Annotated in this window: 23 protein-coding genes and 1 tRNA gene; 10 read left to right on the top strand and 14 right to left on the bottom strand. The window is 62.3% G+C overall.

The window, feature by feature from the left end:
- Positions 1 to 42 precede the first annotated feature (42 nt).
- Positions 43 to 1401: a hypothetical protein gene (locus AC5Y47_RS12590; RefSeq protein ID WP_499944334.1), complete on the top strand. Its 1359-nt coding sequence runs from the start codon at positions 43 to 45 to the stop codon at positions 1399 to 1401.
- 6 nt (positions 1402 to 1407) lie between these two features.
- Here AC5Y47_RS12590 and AC5Y47_RS12585 read toward each other — a convergent pair whose 3' ends face one another.
- Both AC5Y47_RS12585 and ligD read right to left on the bottom strand, forming a co-directional pair.
- A complete protein-coding gene (locus AC5Y47_RS12585; RefSeq protein ID WP_499944333.1) occupies positions 1408 to 1677 on the bottom strand; it encodes a hypothetical protein in 270 nt (89 codons plus the stop codon).
- Positions 1678 to 1690: 13 nt separating this feature from the next.
- Complete coding sequence (gene ligD, locus AC5Y47_RS12580) at positions 1691 to 2650, bottom strand: non-homologous end-joining DNA ligase (RefSeq protein WP_499944332.1); 960 nt, start codon at positions 2648 to 2650, stop codon at positions 1691 to 1693.
- 134 nt (positions 2651 to 2784) lie between these two features.
- On the opposite strand from ligD, the gene AC5Y47_RS12575 reads away from it, so the two are divergent.
- The 6 genes from AC5Y47_RS12575 to AC5Y47_RS12550 all read left to right on the top strand — a co-directional run bounded on the left by AC5Y47_RS12575 (position 2785) and on the right by AC5Y47_RS12550 (position 6906).
- Positions 2785 to 3051 carry a hypothetical protein gene (locus AC5Y47_RS12575; protein WP_499944331.1) on the top strand — a complete coding sequence of 89 codons (267 nt, stop codon included), beginning with the start codon at positions 2785 to 2787 and terminating at the stop codon, positions 3049 to 3051.
- A 50-nt stretch (positions 3052 to 3101) separates the two neighbouring features.
- On the top strand, positions 3102 to 3905 hold the full coding sequence (locus AC5Y47_RS12570) for a mycofactocin-coupled SDR family oxidoreductase (RefSeq protein WP_499944330.1): 804 nt from the start codon (positions 3102 to 3104) through the stop codon (positions 3903 to 3905).
- A 258-nt stretch (positions 3906 to 4163) separates the two neighbouring features.
- On the top strand, positions 4164 to 5141 hold the full coding sequence (locus AC5Y47_RS12565; protein WP_499944329.1) for a YihY/virulence factor BrkB family protein: 978 nt from the start codon (positions 4164 to 4166) through the stop codon (positions 5139 to 5141).
- A gap of 23 nt (positions 5142 to 5164) precedes the next feature.
- Positions 5165 to 5734, top strand: coding sequence for an isomerase (locus AC5Y47_RS12560; protein WP_499944327.1), 570 nt, complete (start codon positions 5165 to 5167; stop codon positions 5732 to 5734).
- Positions 5735 to 5750: 16 nt separating this feature from the next.
- Positions 5751 to 6029, top strand: coding sequence for a hypothetical protein (locus AC5Y47_RS12555; RefSeq protein ID WP_499944325.1), 279 nt, complete (start codon positions 5751 to 5753; stop codon positions 6027 to 6029).
- 91 nt (positions 6030 to 6120) lie between these two features.
- A complete protein-coding gene (locus AC5Y47_RS12550; protein WP_499944324.1) occupies positions 6121 to 6906 on the top strand; it encodes an emopamil-binding protein in 786 nt (261 codons plus the stop codon).
- An 8-nt stretch (positions 6907 to 6914) separates the two neighbouring features.
- On the opposite strand, the gene AC5Y47_RS12545 is transcribed toward AC5Y47_RS12550, so the two are convergent.
- From AC5Y47_RS12545 to AC5Y47_RS12500, 10 genes are all read right to left on the bottom strand, one after another.
- Positions 6915 to 7118 carry a zinc-ribbon domain-containing protein gene (locus AC5Y47_RS12545; protein ID WP_499944323.1) on the bottom strand — a complete coding sequence of 68 codons (204 nt, stop codon included), beginning with the start codon at positions 7116 to 7118 and terminating at the stop codon, positions 6915 to 6917.
- Positions 7119 to 7274: 156 nt separating this feature from the next.
- The gene (locus AC5Y47_RS12540) at positions 7275 to 7688 is read right to left on the bottom strand and encodes a hypothetical protein (protein ID WP_499944322.1); all 414 of its coding nucleotides are present in this window, start codon (positions 7686 to 7688) and stop codon (positions 7275 to 7277) included.
- 93 nt (positions 7689 to 7781) lie between these two features.
- Complete coding sequence (locus AC5Y47_RS12535) at positions 7782 to 8312, bottom strand: SHOCT domain-containing protein (protein ID WP_499944320.1); 531 nt, start codon at positions 8310 to 8312, stop codon at positions 7782 to 7784.
- A 4-nt stretch (positions 8313 to 8316) separates the two neighbouring features.
- A complete protein-coding gene (locus tag AC5Y47_RS12530; RefSeq protein ID WP_499944319.1) occupies positions 8317 to 9141 on the bottom strand; it encodes a GIY-YIG nuclease family protein in 825 nt (274 codons plus the stop codon).
- Positions 9141 to 9875 carry a hypothetical protein gene (locus tag AC5Y47_RS12525; RefSeq protein WP_499944318.1) on the bottom strand — a complete coding sequence of 245 codons (735 nt, stop codon included), beginning with the start codon at positions 9873 to 9875 and terminating at the stop codon, positions 9141 to 9143. The genes AC5Y47_RS12530 and AC5Y47_RS12525 overlap by 1 nt, the downstream gene beginning before the upstream one ends.
- Positions 9872 to 12997 carry a type I restriction endonuclease subunit R gene (locus AC5Y47_RS12520; protein WP_499944317.1) on the bottom strand — a complete coding sequence of 1042 codons (3126 nt, stop codon included), beginning with the start codon at positions 12995 to 12997 and terminating at the stop codon, positions 9872 to 9874. Before AC5Y47_RS12520 ends, AC5Y47_RS12525 begins: the two co-directional genes overlap by 4 nt.
- Before the next feature lie 2 nt (positions 12998 to 12999).
- Positions 13000 to 14295 carry a restriction endonuclease subunit S gene (locus tag AC5Y47_RS12515; RefSeq protein ID WP_499944316.1) on the bottom strand — a complete coding sequence of 432 codons (1296 nt, stop codon included), beginning with the start codon at positions 14293 to 14295 and terminating at the stop codon, positions 13000 to 13002.
- Between the two features lie 35 nt (positions 14296 to 14330).
- Positions 14331 to 16307, bottom strand: a complete 1977-nt coding sequence (locus AC5Y47_RS12510; protein WP_499944315.1) for a type I restriction-modification system subunit M — start codon at positions 16305 to 16307, stop codon at positions 14331 to 14333.
- An 88-nt stretch (positions 16308 to 16395) separates the two neighbouring features.
- On the bottom strand, positions 16396 to 17022 hold the full coding sequence (locus AC5Y47_RS12505; protein ID WP_499944314.1) for a DUF7255 family protein: 627 nt from the start codon (positions 17020 to 17022) through the stop codon (positions 16396 to 16398).
- A 110-nt stretch (positions 17023 to 17132) separates the two neighbouring features.
- Positions 17133 to 17216: transfer RNA gene (locus AC5Y47_RS12500), tRNA-Tyr, on the bottom strand.
- Positions 17217 to 17283: 67 nt separating this feature from the next.
- Between AC5Y47_RS12500 and AC5Y47_RS12495 the strand changes: the two genes are divergently transcribed.
- Genes AC5Y47_RS12495 through AC5Y47_RS12485 form a run of 3 tightly spaced genes read left to right on the top strand, consistent with a single transcriptional unit; the run spans position 17284 to position 20413 of the window.
- A complete protein-coding gene (locus tag AC5Y47_RS12495) occupies positions 17284 to 17775 on the top strand; it encodes a YajQ family cyclic di-GMP-binding protein (protein ID WP_499944313.1) in 492 nt (163 codons plus the stop codon).
- Between the two features lie 49 nt (positions 17776 to 17824).
- Positions 17825 to 19327: a flavin-containing monooxygenase gene (locus tag AC5Y47_RS12490; protein ID WP_499944312.1), complete on the top strand. Its 1503-nt coding sequence runs from the start codon at positions 17825 to 17827 to the stop codon at positions 19325 to 19327.
- Positions 19328 to 19387: 60 nt separating this feature from the next.
- The gene (locus tag AC5Y47_RS12485; RefSeq protein WP_499944311.1) at positions 19388 to 20413 is read left to right on the top strand and encodes an NAD(P)H-dependent glycerol-3-phosphate dehydrogenase; all 1026 of its coding nucleotides are present in this window, start codon (positions 19388 to 19390) and stop codon (positions 20411 to 20413) included.
- A 263-nt stretch (positions 20414 to 20676) separates the two neighbouring features.
- Here AC5Y47_RS12485 and htpX read toward each other — a convergent pair whose 3' ends face one another.
- Positions 20677 to 21540 carry a zinc metalloprotease HtpX gene (htpX, locus tag AC5Y47_RS12480; protein WP_499944309.1) on the bottom strand — a complete coding sequence of 288 codons (864 nt, stop codon included), beginning with the start codon at positions 21538 to 21540 and terminating at the stop codon, positions 20677 to 20679.
- Positions 21541 to 21896: 356 nt separating this feature from the next.
- On the bottom strand, positions 21897 to 22904 hold the full coding sequence (grcC1, locus tag AC5Y47_RS12475) for a nonaprenyl/(2E,6E)-farnesyl/geranylgeranyl diphosphat synthase (protein WP_499944308.1): 1008 nt from the start codon (positions 22902 to 22904) through the stop codon (positions 21897 to 21899).

The following is a 22904-nucleotide window of genomic DNA, read 5'->3' as shown; positions in this document are numbered from 1 at the left end:
CCCTAGGCTCAAAGAACCCAGCACTCAACGGGGGGAACGCTGATGAAGGTGCCGAACAGGTTGTTCGCGTCCGAGCGCATACGTGCGTTGGTCGCGGCCATTGCCTGCCTGGCCACCGCATCTTGCTCCACTTCAGCGACCGTGTCACCACCGGCGACCCAGTCCGCGACCACCACCGCACCGACCTCGAAGGCGGCCGCGAACACCGTCGCGCCGCCCCCGCCGCATATCAGTCCGCTCGCCAAGGACTGGAAGACCTATGGCGGCACGGTTTATTTCGGTTGCCCCACCGAATTCACGCTCAGCAAATCCGCTCTCGAGGACATCCGGCCGAAAGTCCTCGATACCAAGACCGCCGAATTGATAATGCCGGCGGTGCCGACCGTCGCCGCGGGCGAAACCGTCACCGGCGCAATGTGCGCGCTGTCGAACATCGAGAGCGACATGAAAGTCGTCTACGTCGTCGCGACCGTCAAACCCGCCAACGGCACCCAACCCGAAGTCGCCAAGACCACCGGCTATGTGTTCGACCTGAAGTCGAGCCAGCCGTTGGCGACCAAGGAACTGCAACCGCCGAACCCGGCGCTCAAACTGGCGTCGGCCAAGGAATGGCGTTTGGCGCCAACCACTCCGGGTGTGGCGTGGGTCAACGCTTTCGCCGACGCGCGCGGTGCTGCGTCACCACCGAGAACCGTGATCCTGTCGAATACCGATCTGTCGACGTTGTGGGACGACCCGCAGCCCGGTCGTGTCTGGCAGGACGTCCTGGCCTTCCCGCGCAGCACTGTGCCCGGCAGCACGACGGGCTTCGAATTGCGGCTGCCCACCGGGGAACCCATCTTCCAGGACAACGACATCGCCAGCGTCGACAGCGAATTGTCCGACGGCACAGACAAACTCGTACAGCTCACCCGCTGGGATTCGCACAGTCCGCCGGTCCAGTCGACCATGTTCTTCGACCTCACTTCCAGGTCGCCCATTAAAATCGGCGACACCGACCGCCTGCCCGGTGCCGGACTGACCGCGACGCTGTCCGACGGCAAACTGTTCGTCGACGGCCGAGGTTCGGACACTTCGTCATTCGGGTACGGCGTGTGGAATCTGCGTACCCAGCATTGGGATTGGCTGAAGAGCCGGGACGAAGCCAGGACGCCGCCGATTTCCAAACTGGCTTTCTTCGGCGACCACCTGTACGTGACCAACGCCGGAAACACCTATGCGGTGTTCGCGTTGCCCGGTACCGATCCGGTGGCGTCCACGTGGTCGGGCCGGCCGTTCGGCCGCATAGTCGGCTGGACGCTGGTGTGCCAGGGCGAAACCGTCGCGCCGCCCAGCGGTGAGTGCCGCGAGATTCTGCTGGTGCGCGACGCCGACGGCCGCTATCCGGGCCCCTGGTTCTGACGACGGTCAGTCAGACGACGCGGACTTGTCGAGGCTGATGCCCCGATCGCGCTTGCTTTGAACGCGCTTGAGCATCTTGTCACCGGCGACGGTTCCCTTGGTCAGCGCCAGCGCGATGATGATGTCGGCGTAGGTGATGACCAGCCCGAACCAGAACGCCCACCGCAGCGCCGGATCCGGTGGCGAGGCGAAGAACATGAGCAGAAAGATCGGTCCGACGATGCCGAAGACGAACATCATTCCCTGAATCACCAGGTACCGCTTGAACGTAGACAACTCGCGCTGCTCCTCAGTTCTCGTGGGCTCGTCGTGCCCGGGCGCGTCGCTTTCCTTCATGCATGGCGGCCACGCGTGCCACTGGAATTGTGCGGCCCTGCTCGATCAAATCACTGGGCAGGCGCTGCGGCGCGGGCATCGACTCGGCCCACGAGGCGCGCCCGGACAGGGCATCGACAGCTGTGTGAAGGGTGAAGTCGGCGGGGCTCACCCGATCCAGTTCCGACCAGTCCAACGGAAACGACACCGGCGTACCGGGTCGTAGCCGTGGGCTGTAGGCGGCCGCGACGGTGGCTCCGCCGGCGCGGGTCGCGTCGACGAACACCTTGCCGGCACGGTCCTCCACGATGAAAGCCGTTGTCGCCGTGTCGGGATCGAGCGCCTCCGCACGAGCGGCCAGCGCGCGGGTCGCCGCCGCGACGTCGTCGACGGGTGCGTGGTCGTCGATGGGTACGAAGACGTGTAAGCCCTTGGCGCCACTGGTCTTGACCGACCCGGCCAGGCCGCAGTCGGCGAGGGCCCGGCGCACCAGGTGGGCGACCTGAACCACTGCGGCGAAGCCTCCCGATTCGGGCGGGTCGAGATCGAGCACCAGGTGGGTGGGCCGGTAGATGTCGTCGGCCAACCCCAGGGCCGGGTGATACTCGACGGCGCGCTGATTGGCCAGCCACAGCAGGGTGCGCCGGTCGTCGCAAACCGGATAGCGCACCTCGCGGTGCGAAGCCTCCGCCCAGATGCCTACCGTCCGCACCCAGTCCGGGGTGTACTTGGGGACGTTCTTCTGCATGAACGGCGCCCGCCCGCGCAGCACCCTCAGCACGGTGAGCGGGCGGTCGACGAGACCGGGCAACATCCGATCGGCTACGGCGTCCAGATAGTCCACCAGGTCGCGCTTGGTGGCGCCGGCGTCGGGACTCAGCGGCTGGTCCAGATTGCTCAGATCGACTCCGGCGCGCTGCTCCCCGGAACCCATCCGTTCAGCCTAAGCCCGGGCGCGGCGCTGGGACCCTGGCGACTTAAATTCGCGCCGCATCCGAACGTTCCCGAAGCGGGCGCCGCGGAGTAGCGTCGTAACCCGGACGTAACACGGGTCGGGGACCGATGAAGATGACCGCTGTGAAGATGCTGACGGCAGGCGTGCTGTTGGCGGGTGCGGTGACGCTGGGGGACGCCCCAACGGTCCAAGCCGCGCCGTCGGCCCTGAGCCAGATGCACTTTGTGGGCAACGATCCCGACGAATTGCCTTGCAGCGACCAAGGATGCGCCCCGCAGCCACCGGCGGCAGCACCGCAACGCCCCCGCGGTGTCCTGGGGTGCGTCCGAGGCGTGTGCATCCCCAAGCCCAACCCGCCCAAGGCCAAGCCCCCACGCTGAACTACGCCCCGCCGCAACCGGTTCGAGGGCAACGGTTAACGTCGTCGTCCATGGGTGCCTTGGACGGACGCGTCGCGCTGATCACCGGAGGAGCTCGCGGTCAGGGGCGCGCACACGCGCTGGCACTGGCCGCCGAAGGCGCCGACATCGTCGCGGCCGACGCGCCCGCGCCGATGCAGGACCTGACCTACCCCCTTGGGACCGAGGACGACCTGCGGGTGACGGCCAAGCTGGTTGAGGAGCTGGGCGGGCGCTGTCTGCCGTTGACCGTCGACGTGCGTGACCCGGCGCAGGTCGAGGCGGCCATCGCGCAGACCGTCACCGACCTGGGCAGCCTGGACATCGTCGTGGCCAATGCCGGGGTGGTCAGTACCGGGCCGTTGGACCAGGTCAGCGATCTCATCTGGCAGCAGCTGGTCGACACCAACCTGACCGGCGTCTTCCACACGCTGCGGGCGGCGATCCCAGTGATGCGCCGCCAGCAATTCGGCAGGATCGTGGTGACCTCGTCGATGGGCGGCCGGATGGGCATCCCGGATTTGGCGGCCTACAACGCCACCAAGTGGGGCATCATCGGGCTCGCCAAATCGGTGGCGCTCGAGGTGGCCAAGGACGGCATCACGGTCAACGTCATCTGTCCGACCACGACCCGCACGCCGATGGTGCAGCCCGAAGGTGATGAAAGCGTTCCCGACGAATTGGTGCGCCGCATGATGAAGGCCAACCCGATACCGCAGCCCTGGATCGAAGCCGAGGATGTCAGCCACGGGGTGCTCTATCTGGTCACCGACCGCGGGGTCGTGACGGGCAGCGTGCTGGAGGTCGGCCTGGGCGGCAGCGCCCGCATCCACTGACGGATCTACGAAAACCGTTGCCTTTCTTGAGGCAATCGCCCCATGTGCCACCCGCCGGCCGCGCGTGATCGTCGGCGTGGTTGCTATCTCGGGTGAAACCGTTGCCGCGATCGGAAACCCGGGGCCGCGAGCATCCCGTCGACGCCTTCGTCTGGCGGAGTCCCTAGCGAGGCCGGCTCGGTTGGCGACCGCCTATTCGGGGTATTTACCCGGGCAGCCCTGGGATGGGGACGACGACGGGGACAGAAGTGAGCGGCGATGGTCGGCTGGCTGGACAGGCTGCAGCGACGTAACCGCGGCGTGGGTTTGGCCGTCGCCGTCGTCTACAAGTATGTCGACGATCAGGGCAGCTACCTGGCCGCGCTGATCACCTATTACGCGTTCGTATCGCTGTTCCCGATGCTGCTGCTGTTGACCACCGGACTCGGTGTGCTGCTCCGGGGCAGACCTGACCTACAGGCTCATGTCCTGCAGAGCACCCTGAGCCAGTTCCCGGTCATCGGCAGTCAGCTGCAGCAACCTGAAGGACTCAGCGGCGGACCGGCCGCGGTGATCATCGGCGTCGTGGGCGCACTGTACGGCGGTCTGGGCGTAGGCCAGGCCGTGCAGAACGCGATGGACTCGGTGTGGGCGGTACCCCGGCACCAGCGTCGCGACGCGTTCCGCTCCCGCAGTCACAGCCTGATGCTGTTGTTGGTGCTGGGTTCGGCGGTGATTGCCACCACCGTCCTCTCCGGGATCGGCCACTTGACCGACTCGTTGGGGATCGTGGGAAAGTTCGGGGTGGTCGTCGCCGCGGTGGCCGTCAACGCGGGGATCTGCTTGGTGGCGTTCCGGCTGACCACCGCGCGAGAACTCACCTACCGGCAGGTGTGGCCGGGAGCTGTTGCGGCGGCGTTCATTTGGCAGATCCTGCAATGGTTCGGCGCGGGATACATCGGGCACGTCGTCAAGACATCGAGTGCGACCAACAGCGTCTTCGCGCTGGTCCTCGGGATGCTGGCCTTCCTGTTCCTGGTGTCCTCGACGTTGGTGTTGTGCGCCGAGCTCAACGTCGTACTGGTCGAGAAACTGCATCCACGTGCCTTGCTCACCCCGTTCACCGACGACGCCGAGCTGACGACAGCCGACCGCAAGACCTACACCAGGAAGGCGAAAGCCGAACGCGTCAAAGGCTTTCAGCGCGTCAGCGTCAAGTTCGACGACCTCACCCACAAGCCGAACCAGGTGCCGTGAGAAGTGGCGGCTAGAGTTCGCTGATGACCTCCTACCGGATCGATCCGGACGTGTTGGGCAAGGTCGCCAAGCAGGTCGTCGGCCTGCGATTGGAGGGCGACGAACTGATCGCCCAGGCGATCCGGCTATTGGCCGACGAATACCCCGACCTCGTCGACCCCGCCCCCGGGCGGTGGGTGGCCAGCAAGGCGGGCGGCATCCTGGGCAAGGTCCGATTCCTGTACTTCAGTCCCCGCGAGTACATTGTCATCTTCGGCAGTCCCACTGGTACGCAAGGCTTTTCGGGTCGCTACAAGCGAGTGCAGGTCCACAAGTTCCTGATCGCCGGCCGGATCGACTCCTACGACGTGGAGTCCGACGACACGGCTGCTATGACGTTGCTTCCGGGCGAGCACACCTGCCTGGAAAAAGGCCATGCCCGGGGCCTCACGATCCACCCCGGCTCGTGGCACATCGAATACGGCCGAGGAGCCGTCGTCACGACGTTGCCGTTCGCGATGGTGGACACGTTGTTAGTGTCGCTGGAATTCGCGTCGGTTCGCCGTTCGGCGGTGGAGTTCGCCAAGCTGGTCGGCAAACGGTTTCGCCGCTGACGGGTTAGCGTGAGCCATGACCAGAGCCGGACTGTGGCTGAACGCGGTGCTTGCCACGTTGGGGATCGCCGCATTCGTCGCGATGGCCGCCTTCTTCGGCTACAAGTGGCTGGCGCACGACGAGGCCAACCGCGCCTACGCCTGCGGCAGCGGCAGTCGCGGAGGCACGTGCCTGCAAGGAGAAGCGACGAACATGGCGCTCTGTTTCCTGTTCGCCGCGATTGCACTGGTCGGGATAGTGCTCACTGTCAAGGCCGTCCGTTCGCAGTTGCGTGCGGATCGAGACCTTCGATAACTGAGCGCGCATCTTCCGAACTCAACCGCGCCACGGGTATGCTCCGCGCTATCACAAGTAGTTGATACTTACCGGCGACGGAGGACGCAGCGTGCACAGTGACGTGACGACGGTCGACCAACGCGAACCCGACTTCGCCCAGCCGTGGGCTCCTCATCGACTCCGAATCTACAAAGCCACAGCCTTTTTCACCTTCGCCGTGTTCCTGTTGGTGACCGTTGGTGTCGGCACCGGAGTCATCCCGCCCAGCTTCACCGTGGATGTCGTCGTGAACTTGATCTTCGGCGTGCCGGTGCTGCTACTGCCGCTGGTGTTGTTGTGGACCGCGCCGGGAGAGAATCGGTCCGGGCTGGGCAAGGCGACCGAGCTGACCCTGTTCTATCTGCCCTACACCGCGGGCAGCCAGATCGGCTACGAACTGGTGTTCCTGCTCGGGCATCCGTTCGGACTCTGGGCACCCACTACCGATCCCGGCTGGAAGTGGTTGTGGTGGCAGTACGGGCTGGCCGACACCCGCTATGTCAGCGGGAATCCGTGGATCTTCGCCCTGGAGGTGGTCGGGGTCATCACCGGGACCACCGTGTTCGTCATGTGGACCCGCCTGATCCGATCCAACCTGCCGGACGAGTCGCGGATCCGCTGCCTGTGGGTCGCCTTCGCCGGGTGCGCGGTGCTGATGAGCAGCACCGCCGTCTACTTCCTGGCCGAAGTCGGCGCCGGTTTCAGCCACATCGGCCAGGGCGCGTGGGGCCTGGGGTTCAAGTTCATCGCCGAGAACATTCCGTTCATCGTGCTGCCCCCGCTGGTGCTGTACTCAATCCATCGGCAGATCGACTATCTGACCCGGCGGGCGGGGGTCCTCACGTCACGGGTGTGACTTTTCGCTCAGCCGGCGACCGCGGCACCGCAGATGCCGCAGAGCTCGAACTCCTGACGGTTCCAGCGCGCGACCGGTATGAAGAACAGACTGATCTGCTTGTACTCCCGTATCCGCGACCACTGCGTGGTGTTGTGGCAGCGCGGGCAGTCCCGGACTTGGCCAGCGCCAACGTACTTCTGCTTGATGCCGTAGCCGAAGAAGAGCAACACGACACCAGCGTAGGGGTGTTCGGTGGCGTCACGCGCGGACGGTGCCGTGGTGGCAGGTACAGGTTCGAACTTCGCGACGGAATTGCCGAACAGTGCTTGAGATGCGAATACGTCTGAAGTGGTAAACGCGACTATCCAGAGGCGCCAAATAGTCGTCTACACACGCGCCGCGGGACGCTGCCGCGCGAATGAGCCGGCAACCGGGCTGTCCCGCTCGAGTAGGTCGATCCCCGCCGCCTCTGCCTGCGCAAACATCGCCATCGCTTGCCCAATAGTCAGATCCATTGCAGCGGCGATATCACCCGGCTGCGACTGCCTCGGGAAGAACTCACGAATATCGACGTTCGCCTCGCCACTGCCGCCCGGAGGCAGCGTCACCACAAAAACGATCACCCAGCCGGGGTAGCGGCGGGTCTTCTCGACAACGTCCCAGTACCGGTCGGTGGGAAGGCAAACCACAGCGAACTCGGCCCGATCCTGCGTCTGCGCACGCTCCGATGCGAAGCGCTGCGACTTGGCCAACATCGGCAGCATCCGAAGCGCTGCGAGGCGGTCCTCGTTCTCAGCCACGGTGCCACCTGTCCAAAATCTGTTCCGAGTCGCCACGATCCTTGTCCGGGACCGGAACAGACTGTATCCGAACGGTTTCCGTGATCATCCCGTTCAACCAAGAAGCTTTGCTTTCTGCGCTTCAAATTCCTGCAGTGTGAGCACGCCAGCATCCTTGAGCTGAACAAGTTTCATCAGCTCGTCAGCGACGGATGTTGGCGCCTGCTGCGGTGGAAGCCGTGACTCGTGCGGTTGCAGAGCGGGTCCGAAATCTGGGTGGGCACGGAACCAGTCCTCGATTTTCTGAGCCGTTCCATAGTTGATCGCGACCTCCGCGAGGGTGGTTCCAGATCCCTGCACGGTCAGCACCTCCTGCAAACTCGACGCTTTCAGGCGCTTCTTATCGTCCCGAGTCACCCTTCGAACCGAGAATCCCGCCACATCACGCACCCGCACTCTGAAGGCAGGCAACAGCTTCCCCGTCTGCCGATACTCGACCGTCCCGTCAGGGTGCTCAATCAAGCCTCCGTTCCCGAACCCCAGCCCATGTGAGATTGGCTTGCCTGCCACGGCACTCAGTCCTTCCTCGTTCTTAATCAGCGCGCGAGAAACACCACCAATATCGGACACCTGGCATTGCAGCACGACGTTAGTTCCTATTGAAGCCGAACTTGCGCGACAGCAGGACGTCTTTCCAATATCTCTCCCGGGCCAGCACCTCATTGTCGTCGGTTCGCATCGACCAAAACTCGAGAAGAGCGAAGTGAAGATTCTTGCGCGCATAGTCGGGCCCTTTCTGACCGACCAACTCGCGAAGCGCGGCATTGTTGCCGTGCAGGCTATCGACATACTGACGCAGCCGCGACCAAATCCCGGTGTCGGCGCAGGCAGAGCCGACGTAAGCCTGGCCGGTCTCCTGGTCATGGATGACGTACACGCCCTTCATGTACTGAAGCGCACCGCGCCAGTCATTCCAATCTTGGGTGACTGCGGTTTCCAATATTCCGAGCGAATGGTTGATCCTGTCATGGCCTGGAAATGGCTCCCCTGCGTATGGAAGGCGGAGAATGGATACTACTTCGATGTTGTCCAGGTGAGTCTCCAGGTTCAGTCGGATGGCACGCCCTGGTGGGCGGAACTGCACCCATAGACGCTTGATGAATGGACTCAATAGATCCTCGCGAAGAGCGATCTCGTACGAATAGGCATTTGGAGTGTTGCGACGGTTCAGTACCTCGAAGACACCGCCAAAAAGCCAGTGCGATGGGTCATTTCGGCTTCGGGCCATCGCGAAGATGTATCGCCGGTTGAACTCGTCGCGAGCTGGCCGCCATTGGCTCCAATTGACCCACTCGTCCCATGAGCGGGTCAACACGTCAATGGGGTGGTCTTCACCGTTCCACACCGCGCAGTGCAATTTGCACTCGGTTGGTTCAAGGTCGCCGATCAAGCTCCTCAGCGGGATCGCAGCCATCATTTATGACCTTCCGTGACGGTTTGTCGGGAAAAGACTGGGACGTCCTCGTTGTCTTGCCACCACAACAGTTGGTCGAGAACAAGTCGTGATACATCTATGTCGTCGGCAGCAGCTCGGGCCACCAGGAGCACCGCGTGCGGATCTTCGGGTACCGAGAATCCAAGTGAGCGCAGTGCTTTCACGACGCGCGTGTCGGGCTTGATGGCATCGGCACCTGAACGCATCCGGGCATAGGCGAAGAGCGCGACGCCGATACCCTTGACCGAACCGACTACGGGGTCGAGCTTGGGCGCATGCTCGAATGCTCCGTAACGCTCAGCCCAAACCCGACATAGTTGGCCTTCTTGGTCTGCGGTAGTCAGCCCCTCCTGGGAGGCAAAGGCGCACAGCCTGTTTGCCACTTCGTGAATCGTCGTAACTTCGTCCTCGGAAAGACCGTACTTGTCTCGTTGCAGAGGGTGGGCGGCTAGCCACGCGATGGTGTGCTCGGCGTTATGCGCTTTCCAGTCTGCCACGATGTCGTGTACCCGCGTCGTATACCGACGTTGCCTCGACGCAACGACGTCGACAATCATTGCGCCTCGCGCGTTCTCATACTTCGTGACGAAGTCAAGCACCTTTGTTTGGGCTTCCGCACCATGAGCACGGTTGAGGTCGCTCAAATTCTGGATCGCCACACTCCACTGAGAACTACTGCGCAGCAACAAGGCTGCGGGTGAGGAGTCTGTCATGCCGTCGGCTTCAACCCCTGATAGATGATGGGCACAAGTTCGCCGAGCAGCTTCGACGACAGCTCGGGATTGCCCAGGATCTGCGTGGACAAGTCCTCGGAGGAGGCCATCGCGCCTATCACGGCGCTGACGAACTCGTTCTTCAGGTCCGGGCTGACCGAAAACTGGGCCAGCGTGTTGTTCTGGGCCTGCTGTTGCAGGATTTCGCTTTCTTCGAGCCGGTCCTTGATGTGAGTAACGACGTTGCGGACGCTGGAGTCGGGGTGGTCTCCGGAGAACAGGTCATTGATCTGGGCGATGACCTGCTCCAGAGCGACTAGTTCGGGATCGTGGGCCATCCCGGTCCCCCCGGCTTTCGCCGGTTCGAGCGTCACACCACCGGAAAGCTTTCCGTCGGTGGAACCCCCGGGGTGCTGGGCTAGGTAATCGAAGTCGACGCCGGACAGGTCGATCTCGTGATGAAGCTGCTCGCTGGCGATCACGGGCGCGAGGTGCCGTAGGTAGATCGAGAGCTTCTCGATCGAGGGGTCTTCGTAGTTGACGATCTGAGAGAGGAAGTCGTACTGGCGCAGGAACGTACCGATGTCCTTGCGAAAGATGTCCAACTTTTCCAAAGCCAGGCTGTCACCGTCATCGCGAGCTCGGCGTTCCCGGTCCCGGAACACGTCTCGCGCCGGCTGGACCCACTTGTTCAGTGCCTCATGGCCTTTACCGGGCTGCTGGGCGTACTTGAGGTAATCTGCGACCAGACCGTTGACCTCCGACTCTTTGTAAATCCCTGCAGCATCAAGCTTGTTTACCGTCTGGTGCACGATATTGGGGTCGGTAACATCGGCCAGGGTGGTAGCGGCGTAGTAGGGCTCGAATGCCTCCACAATATCCTCGGCGGTGTTCGCGAAGTCCAGGACGAAGGTCTGATCCTTCCCCGGTGCAGTCCGGTTCAATCTCGACAAGGTCTGGACCGCCGCCACCCCTGCTAAGCGTTTGTCGACGTACATCGCGACCAGCAGCGGTTGATCGAAGCCGGTCTGAAACTTGTTGGCCACCAACATCACCTGGTACTCGTCGGTGGCGAACGCATCGCGCAGATCGCGACCCTTGAGTCCCGGATTCATGCTGGTCTCGGTGACCTTCTCCAGCCCCGAATCGAGATCAGTGACCTCCCCGGAGAAGGCCACCAACGCCGCAATATTGGTGTAGTTGCGCTCGGCAATGTATTTGTCGAAGGCCAGCTTGTAGCGCACTGCCGCCTTGCGCGAGGAGGTGACCACCATGGCCTTGGCCTTCCCGTCGAGCCGCCACGCTACGTTGTCGCGGAAGTGCTCGACGATGATCGCGACCTTCTGACTGATGTTGGTTGGGTGCAGCTTGACCCAGTTCATCACCGACTTGATCGCCGCACTCTTGTCCACCAATTCGCCGGTGGATTCACCCGAGACCTGAAGGGTGCCTGATGCGGCGGTGTCTTCAGTCTCGAAAGTCTGCCCGTGGTGGGTGAGCCGAAATGCCGTCTTGTAGGGCGTGTAGTTGCGCAGTACGTCGAGGATGAAGCCCTCGTCGATGGCCTGCTGCATTGAGTACAGGTGAAAGGGGTGCGGTTTGCTGTCGATGCTCGATTTGTGGCCGAACAACTCCAAGGTTTTGGCCTTGGGGGTGGCAGTAAAGGCGAAGAACGACAGGTTCTTTGATTCGGCGCGGGCGGCCATCTCATCGGCCAGCACATCTTCAGCGTCGACGGTTCCACCGTCTTCCAGGTCTTCGAGTTCGCTTGCCGAGAGCGCAGCCTTGAGCCGTTTAGAGGCGTCGCCCGCCTGGGAGGAGTGGGCTTCGTCGGCAATGATCGCGAAGCTCTTGTCTTTGAGGTCGGCTTGCTCCTGAATCAGTTGCAGGGCGTAGGGGAAGGTCTGGATGGTGACGATGATGATCTTCGTCCCGCCGGTCAGCGCCTCAGCCAGCTCCTGAGATTTCGGCCCGCCCAACCCGGCGATATGGGCGACTACGCCTGGGGTGCGGTCGATCTGACGGATCGCTTCCTGCAGCTGGGAGTCGAGGACGTTTCGGTCGGTAATCACGATGACGGAGTTGAATACCGGTTTGTTGGTGTCGTCGTGCAGCACCGAAAGTCGATGCGCCAGCCACGAAATAGAGTTGGTCTTTCCCGAGCCGGCGGAGTGCTGTATCAGGTAGCGCTGCCCCGGCCCCTTAACGCGCGCATCGGTGACCAGTCGGGTAACGACGTCCCACTGGTGGTAGCGGGGGAACAGCATCTTTTGAGAGCGGACCTTCTTGTTGGTGATCGGGTCGATTTTCTCGTCGATCTGCAGGTGCAGGAACCGTCCGAGGATGTCGAGCCAGGTGTTACGGTCCAGGATCTGCTGCCACAGATAGGCCGTTGACGAGCCGTGCGGGTTGGCCGGGTTTCCGGCACGACCGTGATCGCCTCGGTTGAACGGTAGAAAGACGGTGTCCTTGCCGGCGAGCTTGGTGGTCATCTGCACTTCGGAGTTCGAGACCGCGAAGTGCACCAATGCGCGAGAACCAAACTGCAACAACGGTTCCCCCTTGGGTAGCCGGTGATGCTTGTATTGCAGCACGGCGTCAGTGACGTTCTGGACGCTGAGGTCAGTCTTCAGTTCGGCGGTGGCAACTGGGATGCCGTTGACGAAGAACACCAGGTCGATGCTGTTGGCGTGCTGCATCGAGTAGTGAACTTGGCGCATGACCCGCAAACGGACTGCGCCGTAATGCTTCTCGGTAGTTTCATTCAGAGTGGTGTTGGGCCGGAACTGACACATCGCAAACTGTGCGTTGAGGTCCTTGAACCCACGCCGCAACACCGACAATGTCCCGCCGTTCACCTTTGGATCAGCGCCCAGCTGCTTCACCAGAGTCGCCAACACTCCGGCCCTCGCCTTGTCCAAGGCTGCTCCGGATAGTCCCGGCTTGACCCGCTTGGCCAACTGTTCCGGTTCGGTGTCTGCCAGCCAACCGAACACGTCTTCCGGAAACAACGCCAGCTCACGGTCGTAACCCGCATCGGTTGGCGAGTACAGCCAGCCGTGTTCGGCGAGGTATTCGCAGATCTCGGTCTCGAATGACGACTCATGATGCTGCTGGGACATCGCTACGCTGCCCCTCGCACGTCGATCTTCCCTGTCACAGCGTCCGTGATCAATGCCGACCGGTACTCCCGTAGAGTTTCAATCACCTCGATCGACTTCGCGACCAGAATGTCGATCTTCGCGGTCTGCTCGCGCACTTGGCGAACGATCATGTTTTGGACATCAAGCGGGGGAACGACAACAGGGACGGCGCGGATTCCGGCCTCTAGATGAGGGTGTAGTGCACCTGTCGCTAACGAACACAGGTAGTTGTAGCCAATCCAGGAGCTAAGGAACGCGCCGAGATAACTGCCAGTTAATAACTCAGGTCTAACCCTGGCTATTTGCAGCGCATGACAACTAGCTTCCCCGAAGTCGGGCGGTACAACTGCCACTTTGCCGATGTCGCCCGTCTGAACTATCAACACGTCGCCTTCACGAAGGTGGATCCGTGGGCGCTCGTCGTGCCATTCTCGGCGAACGTAGAAGGGACGGCGGTCAAATTCGATCCGGCCTCGCTTTATATGTGTGCTCTGTATATAGGGCACTCCGTCGTCCACCAAAATGTCGCGTGTTGGTCCGACGAACCCGTTAGTAAGTTGACGTAGTATCGTGCCTAGGCGAATGATGTGCCATCCCGCTGGCGGTATAGCTAATTCGAGATCGCCCAGCGACCGCGGCGCTGCAAATCCGTAGTGATTGAGTACGTGGTCCACCGTCGCAGATCGGCGATCCTGTAGGGCAGCGATGAGCTGCTCTTGTTTTGCGATTAGAGCATCAATCTTTGCGGTCTCGCAGTCGAGGAATTCGACGATTTGTTCTTGCTCTTGGATCGGTGGGAGCGGTACGTCAAGATTGCCCAGTGCGTACTGGCCCAATCCTACGCGGGTGAGACCGTTTGCTCTCACTTCCATGGCCGCCTTCAAATAATAGCTATCGAACAAACGCTTTGCGAATCGCCCATTGAGCACTGCGGAAGGCCTTACGACCGAAAGGTGATAGCCACACAGGACTCCCGGAAGAGACTCTGCAACATAAGCACTCAATCCAATATCGTCGGCAGTCTCGGAGTCTTTGGTAATGATCGTGTCGCCGCGTCTTAGGGTAAACCGGTTAATCTCCTCTTTGGTTGCAGTGGCTTCCATGAAGTCCAGCGCTTTGGTGATGCTGTCGTTGCGGTATACGTCGGTGTAGTTGCATAACCGTACTGGTATCTCACCGTCACGAGTGTGCTTGTCTACGTTGCTCGGAAACACCGTCGCCGCGAACTTGAGAGGGGCTACCTTCCAGCCAGAGGGTATGTCACCCAGCCAGTCCACACCCGAATTCTCGTAGCGGGCGTAGCAGGGCCAGGTCACGCTCCGACCTCCGCGAGCATGGCCTGAATCTCGGTAACGAGGACCCGGAGGTCTTTTTGGATTTCTTCGAGTGGGCGAGGCGGGATGTAGCGGTAAAAGTGGCGCGTGAACGGAATTTCGTAACCGATTTTGGTCTTGTCGTGGTCGATCCAGGCGTCCGGGACGTGGGGCATGACTTCGCGTGCAAAGTACGCCTCGATGTCTTCGGTCAGCGGAACATTCTCGGTGTCGCGAAGTGCAGGGTCGCATTCAGGGTTGCCCTTGGAGTCGGTGACAATTATGGCGTCGTCGTCGTGCTCACCGAGGGTCGTCCAGATTGCCTTGACAAGCGGCGCAGGCGGTTTCGTCAGTCCGGCCTTGCGCAGCGCATCTTTGAGTTCGGCGACGAACTCGTCGCGGTCCTTCCATTCCCACCTGGTCAGCGAACTGAGCGCTTTTCGCAATGCCGCTTTGTCGCCGTCCTTGAGCTTGTCGATGCTCTTCTGCGCAAAGACTGCTTCGATCTTGTCCTCGGTCGGGTTGAACCGCAGTTGCAAGGGGCGTTCGACGGTGATGGTGGAGTAGCCGAACTCCTCACCCTTGAACACTTTCGAGTGGGCTTCGTGTTCGTCGGAGCCGTGTTCGTTGCGGAAGCTTTCATACAGCCGGCATATCCGCTCGATGTCCTTCTGCCGCAGTTCTTTTCGTTTGGAGCCAAGAGACTTCTTCATCTTGCCGTACATGTCGACGGCATTGATAAGCTGGATTTTGCCTTTGCGTTTTGCAATCTTGTTGTTGTCCAAGATCCAGATGTAGGTGGCGATGCCGGTGTTGTAGAACATGTCGGTCGGCAACGCGATGATTGCGTCCAGTAGATCGTTCTCGATAATCCACTGTCGGATGTTGGACTCCCCGGAACCGGCGCCGCCAGTGAATAGCGGTGATCCGTTGAGGACGATGGCGAGCCGGCTGCCACCCACGCCATTCTTGACCGGCCGCATCTTAGAGATCAGGTGCATCAGGAACAACAGGGAGCCGTCGGAGACGCGGGGCAGGCCGGGGCCGAAACGTCCTGCGAATCCACGTTGTTCGTGTTCGTCGGTGACTTTCTTCTGTTGAGTGTTCCAAGCCACCCCGAACGGCGGGTTGGACAGCAGGAAGTCGAAATGGTCTGTGCGAAAGCCGTCGTCGGTGAGCGTGTCACCGAGGTAGATGTTGTCAACATCCTGACCCTTGATGATCATGTCGGATTTGCACAGTGCGTAGGAGCGGGGATTGATGTCCTGCCCGTACAGCACCGGACGCGCTTTGGGATTCATCTCGACAAGGTGGTCAAAGGCGGTGGAGAGCATCCCGCCAGTGCCTGCCGCAGGGTCGTAGATCGTTCTAACAACACCAGGTTTGGTGAGCACATCGTCGTGGGTGGTGAACAGGATGTCGACCATCAGAGCGATTACTTCGCGGGGTGTGAAGTGGTCGCCAGCCTGGGTGGAGTTGGATTCGGCGAACTTGCGGATCAGTTCCTCGAAGATGTAGCCCATATCGTGTTGGGTGACGACCTTTGGATGCAGATCGACTGCAGCAAAAGCCTTTACAATCAGGTAGAGCCGGTCAGATTTGGCCAGGTTGGCTATCTCGTCGAGCATCTTGTACCCGTCGAACACGTCGCCCACGTTCGGGGAGAAGTGCTCGATGTAGTCGATCAGGTTGTCCGCCACACCCTCCGGATCGCCGATCAAAGAGGCGAAACTCCACTTCGAGGTGTTGAAGAACGGCAGCTTGAACTTGGCCTTCAAGAACACCCCAGGATCGACCTTGGTCGCTCGGATCTTCTTGTACTCGGCGAGCACCTCGTCCTTGGTCGGCTCCAAGACGCAGTCCAGGCGACGCAGGATCGTGAATGGCAAGATCACGTCGCCGTACTGATTGGGCTGATACGGCCCACGTAACAGGTCGGCGATCTTCCAGATCAGGTTGGCATTCGTCTGGGCCATATGTCGATTCACTCCCCCGCAGAGACAGGTGAAAATTACAACCTATAGGCGACAGAAAGTAGCGTCAGCCGTTCCACGTGCTTTTAAATCAGCCGGATATGGTTCGCAATTCCAAGAGCGCTCTGAGCGCGGCACCGTCCACCGGCGAAGGGCGCGAGAGGATGTGCCCGAGTGCGGTGCCTCCGACTGTGTCGTAGACGGCAAGCCGCGCGAGACGGACGATTCCTTCGGCGGCAGCAATGTCACGCATCGCGTCATACAGCGCCCTCTGCTTCCACCGAGGGGAGCCTGCGCCGGCGAGCTCGCGCGGAGAGCCGGCCGTACCGAACATCCGCTCTGTCGAGTCGTTGCTCCAATAGCCGCCCCATCCCCGCGACTTCAGACAGTCCCCTTCGAACTGATCGCAATAGCTGAGGTAGTCGTGTCGCCATGGCAAATCCGCTGCCCAGTCGGGACCAAGGGTCTTCGCGCGGTAGCGATTGAAGTGCTGGCTCTCGTCGAATTCGACAATCAGGTGAGATTCGTAGCAGGAATCCCACGGGCCCGGCGCCAGGCGCGGTTCGGGATGGACGCCTCCGAGTTCGCGGTAAAGTTCCACGATTGCCGCCCGGGCCGCTGGAGGCAGCGTGTCGAGCCGGAGATTTGACGGCTTCGACGCGGGACGGAAGCCCATTTCGGCCAGAATGGTAAACAGCCGGCTTTGTTGCTCGGGCATCTGGCGAGTCTTCCACGGCCCGTGGCCAGCAGGGTTGCGGCCGCTCAGTGCGCTGCGGACGATGAGCATCCTCAAGGCCATTGCATCGGAGAGAACAACCTCTGACGCTGTGGTGGCAGGTACAGGATTCGAACCTGTGAAGCTTTCGCGACGGATTTACAGTCCGCTCCCATTGGCCGCTCGGGCAACCTGCCGCCTAGCAGGGTACAACGACCGGGTAGACAGTTCACAAACGGCTAGCCCCGAAGGAGGACCCACCGAATGGCCGACTCATCGTTCGACATCGTCAGCAAGGTCGACCGACAAGAGGTCGACAACGCGCTCAACCAGGCCGCCAAGGAACTGTCCACGCGCTTCGATTTCCGCGGCACCGACACCAAGATCGCCTGGAAAGGCGAAGAGGGCATCGAACTGACCTCGTCGACCGAGGAGCGGGTCAAGGCGGCCGTCGACGTGTTCAAGGAGAAGCTGATCCGCCGCGACATCTCGATGAAGGCCTTCGAAGCGGGCGAGCCGCAAGCTTCGGGCAAGACGTATAAGGTCAACGGCACCCTCAAGCAGGGCATCAGCAGCGAGAACGCCAAGAAGATCACCAAGCTCATCCGCGACGAGGGCCCCAAGACGGTCAAGACCCAGATCCAGGGCGACGAGGTGCGCGTCACCAGCAAGAAACGCGACGACCTGCAGGCCGTCATCTCGATGCTCAAGCAGGCCGACCTGGACGTCGCGCTGCAATTCGTGAACTACCGGTAGAACCCACGGTCCCTGGCCCGACCAACCGGTGGGTGCCTACTCTGGTGAAGTGACCGTTCAAGAAGCCGACCACGCCCCCGCCGAGACGGCCCGAGTCGACGTCCTGATCGTCGGCGCCGGCATCTCCGGCATCGGAGCCGCCTACCGGATCACCCAGCGCAACCCCGCAGTGACCTACACGATCCTGGAGCGGCGCGAACGCATCGGCGGCACCTGGGATTTGTTCAGATATCCCGGAGTCCGTTCGGACAGCAGCATTTTCACGCTCAGCTTTCCGTTCGAACCGTGGACGCGCGAGGAAGGTGTCGCCGACGGCGACCATATCCGCCAGTACCTGGTCGACACCGCCCGCAAGCACGGCATCGACTCCCACATCCAGTTCAACAGCTACATGCGCAGTGCGGACTGGGATTCGGGGACCGACACCTGGACCGTCACCTTCGAACAGGACGGAGTCACCAGGCAGTGCCGAAGCCGGTTCCTGTTCTTCGGCAGCGGCTACTACGACTACGACCGGGGCTACACACCCGACATTCCCGGTATCGAAGACTTCGCCGGCACCGTCGTACATCCCCAGCACTGGCCGGAAGACCTCGACTACGCCGGTAAGCAGGTGGTGGTGATCGGCAGTGGAGCTACCGCCGTAACCCTCATCCCGTCGATGGCCGAACGCGCCGCCAAGGTAACCATGCTGCAGCGCTCACCGACCTACATCGTCTCGGCATCCAGATACAGCAGGTTGGCGCGAGTCAGCCGTAAAGTGATGCCGCGCAGGGCATCCCATATGGTCGTCCGCTTCTATAACGCTCTCACCGAAGGGCTGATCTGGTTCCTTTCGCGCAAGACACCGGCATTCATCAAATGGTCGCTGCGCCGCAAGGCCATTCAGAACCTGCCCGAGGGTTACGACGTCGACATCCACTTCAAGCCCCGCTACAACCCGTGGGATCAGCGGATGTGCCTGATACCGGAAGGCGATCTGTTCAACGCCATCAGCGAGGGCCGAGCCGAAGTGGTCACCGACATCATCGACCATGTCGACGCCACCGGCATCGCGCTGAGATCCGGCAAGCACCTCGACGCCGACATCATCGTCACCGCCACCGGCCTGCAGTTGCAGGCACTCGGTGGCGTCACGCTGCGCATGGACGGCGTACCGATCGACCCCACCGACCGTTTCGTCTACAAGGCGCACATGCTCGAAGACGTGCCCAATCTGTTCTGGTGCGTCGGCTACACGAACGCATCCTGGACCCTGCGCGCCGACATGACCTCGCGCGCGACGGCGAAACTGCTGGAGTACATGTCCGCCCACGGCTACACGCACGCCAGCCCGCATCTGGGCGACCAACCGATGGCCGAGAAACCGGCCTGGGACATCCAGGCCAACTATGTACGACGGGCGCTGCACGCGCTGCCCAAGTCGGGCACCAAGCGGCCGTGGAACGTGCGGCAGAACTACTTCGCCGACGCCATCGATTACCGGTTCGACCGGATCGAGGAAGCGATGGCCTTCGGCCGCGCGGGCGACCGGGCCGCCCTGGCCGGTTAGAACGACGCGCGGTCGGTGAACCGCTGTCAAATGCCGGGTGACCGCAATAGGGTGAAGTCCATGGCAGCCCAGAAACGCGAACCCAAAGTCGTTGTCCTCGGTGGCGGTTCCTGGGGTACCACCGTCGCATCCATCTGCGCGCGCCGCGGACCGACGCTGCAGTGGGTGCGTTCCGAGGACACCGCCAAGGACATCAACGACAACCACCGCAACACCCGCTATCTCGGGGACGCGGTCGAGTTATGCGAAAACCTGCGCGCCACCACCGATTTCGCCGAGGCCGCGCACAGCGCCGACGTCATCGTGATGGGCGTTCCCTCGCACGGGTTCCGAGACGTGCTCACCGAACTGGGTAAAGAGCTGCGGCCGTGGGTGCCGGTGGTGTCCCTGGTCAAAGGTCTCGAGCAGGGCACCAACATGCGGATGTCCCAGATCATCGAGGACATCCTGCCCGGGCACCCCGCGGGCATCCTGGCTGGGCCGAACATCGCCCGCGAGGTCGCCGAGGGCTACGCCGCGGCCGCGGTGCTGGCCATGCCCGACCAGCACCTGGCAACGCGACTGTCCGGGCTGTTCCGCACCCGCCTCTTCCGCGTCTACACCACCGACGACGTGATCGGCGTCGAGATGGCCGGCGCGCTCAAGAACGTGTTCGCGATCGCGGTCGGCATGGGTTACTCGCTGGGCATCGGCGAGAACACCCGCGCTCTGGTGATCGCACGCTCGTTGCGCGAGATGACCAAGCTGGGCGTGGCGATGGGCGGCAACACCGAGACCTTCCCCGGTCTGGCGGGTCTCGGCGACCTGATCGTCACCTGTACCAGCCAGCGCAGCCGCAACCGTCACGTCGGCGAACAGCTGGGCGCGGGCAAACCCATCGACGAGATCATCGCCTCGATGAACCAGGTCGCCGAGGGTGTCAAAGCCGCCAGCGTGATCATGGAATTCGCCAACGAGTTCGGGCTGAACATGCCGATCGCCCGCGAGGTCGACGCCGTCATCAACCACGGCTCCACCGTCGAACAGGCCTACAAGGGTTTGGCCGCCGAGGTGCCCGGACACGAGGTCCACGGCTCAGGCTTCTAGCGTTCTCAAACCGGGCGTCGCAAATGAAGTTTGTGTTCGCTATAGCGCGCCCGGTTGCCGCCTTTGGTGTCCAGCAATACCGTCAGGAATTGGTTGCCAGGCGGCTCAGCTCAGCACACCATCGTTCGGTCTCTGGCGGATTCGCTTGTGCGTCAACATGTTACGTCTTCGGTGACATTTGATCCGGGGCCGGCTGGTGTCGATGGCCGGCAGCGAGGTAGCCGAAGTCGCCGTCTGAGCGCCGACGGTCCCGCTTGGCGAGATCAGCCGCGCGCCATCGCCTCCAGTCGACGGATCCGGTCCTCGATCGGCGGATGCGTCGAAAACAGCGACCCGATGCGCTCACCCGCGCGGAACGGGTTGGCGATCATCAGGTGCGCCTGGTTCGCCAGCTGCGGCTCCGGCGGCAACGGCGCCATCTGCACCCCACCGGAGATCTTGCGCAACGCCGAGGCCAGCGCCAGCGGGTCACCGGTCAGCACCGCACCTGATTCGTCGGCCTGGTACTCGCGCGAACGCGATACCGCCAGCCGCACGACCGTCGCCGCGATCGGCCCCAGCAGCGAAACCAGCAGCAATGCAAAGGGATTCGTGCCGCCTTCCCGGTTCCCGCCGAATGCACCGAACCACATGGCCATGTTGGCCAGGGCGGTGATCACCGAGGCCAGCGCGCCGGCCACACAGGAGATGAGGATGTCGCGGTTGTAGACGTGCGAAAGCTCGTGACCCAGCACGGCGCGCAGTTCACGCTCGTTGAGGATGCGCAGGATGCCGGTGGTGCAGCAGACCGCGGCGTTGCGCGGGTTGCGCCCGGTGGCGAACGCGTTGGGTGCGCTGGTGTCGCTGATGAACAGTCGCGGCATCGGCTGGCGAGCCGCGGTGGCCAGCTCGCGCACGATGCGGTACATCGTGGGTTCCTGCCATTCGGAGACCTGCTGCGCATGCATAGCCCGCAACGCCAGCTTGTCGCTGTTGAAGTATGTGTAGACGTTGATGCCCACGGCGAACAGCGTCGCCAGAATCAGCGCCGTCCGGCCGAACTGCGCCCCGACGAACACGATGATCGCGGACATGCCCACCAACAACAGGAACGTCTTCAGCCTGTTGGCATGCGGATGCCAAGTCATTGCTGTGTCCTCCTACGAACACTTCGGCTTTGTCTGATTACAGCCGATCAACGCCCGACGGGACAGTCAAGGTTCCGGCTCATCGGATTTAGCCGTGGCGACTGACGGTGTAGTCCACCAGGGCTTGCAGCGCCTCGGCCCCTCGGGCAGCAGACTCAGTTGCGGCGTTGAGTGTGCATCCTTGGCGTTGATTGTGAAATGACGGCTTTCGGGGTGAACCCACGGCGGGAAAATCGACGGGATCCCACCCAGGCTTCACGCTCAACACCCAGGCTTCACGCTCAACACCCAGGCTTCACGCTCAAAACCCAGGCTTCACGCTCAAAACCCAGGCTTCACGCTGAATGCCGTAACGGCTAGCCGTGGCGACTGACGGTGTAGTCCACCAGGGCTTGCAGCGCCCCGCGACCCGGCCCCTCGGGCAGCAGACTCAGCTCGTGATGCGCCTGAGCTGCGTACTGGGCGAGAGTTTCCTTCGCCTTGGCCATGCCCGAGGACGCCCGCAACAGCGTCAGCGCCTCGGATACATCCGCGTCGTCGTGTATGGGACCGGCCAGCAACTCGCGCAGTCGTGCGCCTTCGGGATCGGTCTCCTGCAAGGCGTACAGCATCGGCAGCGTGCGCACGCCTTCTCGCAGATCGGTGCCCGGCAGCTTTCCCGACTCGTCGGATTCGCTGTCGATGTCGATGATGTCGTCGGCGATCTGAAACGCCGTGCCGACGATCGCGCCGAGCCGGCTCAACCGCTCCACCTGCTCGTCGTCGGCGCCGGAGAACATTCCGCCGAACCGACCCGCGGCACCGATCAGGCTGCCGGTCTTCTCGTGGACCACTTTCAGGTACTGCTCGATGCGGTCCGCGCCCTCGGGGGCGCCGCGGGTCTCGCGCATCTGGCCGGTGACGAGCTCGGCGAACGTCTCGGCGACGATGCGGACCGCTTCCGGGCCCAGCCACGACACCAACCGCGACGACGTCGCGAGCAGATAGTCGCCGGCCAGGATCGCCACGTTGTTGCCCCACCGGGCATTGGCACTCGGCGCCCCGCGGCGTACCTCGGCCTCGTCCATGACGTCGTCGTGATACAGCGTCGCCAGATGAATGAGCTCGACGATCGCACCGGCCAAGGTGACCTCGGGACTGGCCGGGCGCGGCCCGGTGTGCGCGGCCAACACCGTGAACAACGGGCGGAAACGTTTGCCACCGGCCTTGAACAGGTGCAACAACGACTCGGTGAGCACCTCGTCGGAACCGCGCAACTCGGCATCCATGAGCTCCTCGACCCGGGCGACACCGTCGCGCACGGTCGCGGCGAATTCGGCGTCGCCTAGGTCAACGCCCGCCACCACGGTCGCCGGAGTTCTCAT

The sequence above is a fragment of the Mycobacterium sp. NGS22 genome (genome assembly GCF_059813095.1).
This window is presented reverse-complemented; position numbering and strand designations above follow the sequence as displayed.

Excerpts from the sequence above, each read along its gene's own strand:
- AC5Y47_RS12525 (WP_499944318.1), bottom strand. The coding sequence starts at position 9,875 with ATGACAGACTCCTCACCCGCAGCCTTGTTGCTGCGCAGTAGTTCTCAG.
- AC5Y47_RS12555 (WP_499944325.1), top strand. The coding sequence starts at position 5,751 with ATGACCAGAGCCGGACTGTGGCTGAACGCGGTGCTTGCCACGTTGGGG.
- htpX (WP_499944309.1), bottom strand. The coding sequence starts at position 21,540 with ATGACTTGGCATCCGCATGCCAACAGGCTGAAGACGTTCCTGTTGTTG.
- AC5Y47_RS12575 (WP_499944331.1), top strand. The coding sequence starts at position 2,785 with ATGACCGCTGTGAAGATGCTGACGGCAGGCGTGCTGTTGGCGGGTGCG.
- AC5Y47_RS12505 (WP_499944314.1), bottom strand. The coding sequence starts at position 17,022 with ATGCCCGAGCAACAAAGCCGGCTGTTTACCATTCTGGCCGAAATGGGC.
- AC5Y47_RS12495 (WP_499944313.1), top strand. The coding sequence starts at position 17,284 with ATGGCCGACTCATCGTTCGACATCGTCAGCAAGGTCGACCGACAAGAG.
- AC5Y47_RS12565 (WP_499944329.1), top strand. The coding sequence starts at position 4,164 with ATGGTCGGCTGGCTGGACAGGCTGCAGCGACGTAACCGCGGCGTGGGT.
- AC5Y47_RS12530 (WP_499944319.1), bottom strand. The coding sequence starts at position 9,141 with ATGGCTGCGATCCCGCTGAGGAGCTTGATCGGCGACCTTGAACCAACC.
- AC5Y47_RS12570 (WP_499944330.1), top strand. The coding sequence starts at position 3,102 with ATGGGTGCCTTGGACGGACGCGTCGCGCTGATCACCGGAGGAGCTCGC.
- AC5Y47_RS12520 (WP_499944317.1), bottom strand. The coding sequence starts at position 12,997 with ATGTCCCAGCAGCATCATGAGTCGTCATTCGAGACCGAGATCTGCGAA.
- AC5Y47_RS12560 (WP_499944327.1), top strand. The coding sequence starts at position 5,165 with ATGACCTCCTACCGGATCGATCCGGACGTGTTGGGCAAGGTCGCCAAG.
- grcC1 (WP_499944308.1), bottom strand. The coding sequence starts at position 22,904 with ATGAGAACTCCGGCGACCGTGGTGGCGGGCGTTGACCTAGGCGACGCC.
- AC5Y47_RS12590 (WP_499944334.1), top strand. The coding sequence starts at position 43 with ATGAAGGTGCCGAACAGGTTGTTCGCGTCCGAGCGCATACGTGCGTTG.
- AC5Y47_RS12485 (WP_499944311.1), top strand. The coding sequence starts at position 19,388 with ATGGCAGCCCAGAAACGCGAACCCAAAGTCGTTGTCCTCGGTGGCGGT.
- AC5Y47_RS12510 (WP_499944315.1), bottom strand. The coding sequence starts at position 16,307 with ATGGCCCAGACGAATGCCAACCTGATCTGGAAGATCGCCGACCTGTTA.
- ligD (WP_499944332.1), bottom strand. The coding sequence starts at position 2,650 with ATGGGTTCCGGGGAGCAGCGCGCCGGAGTCGATCTGAGCAATCTGGAC.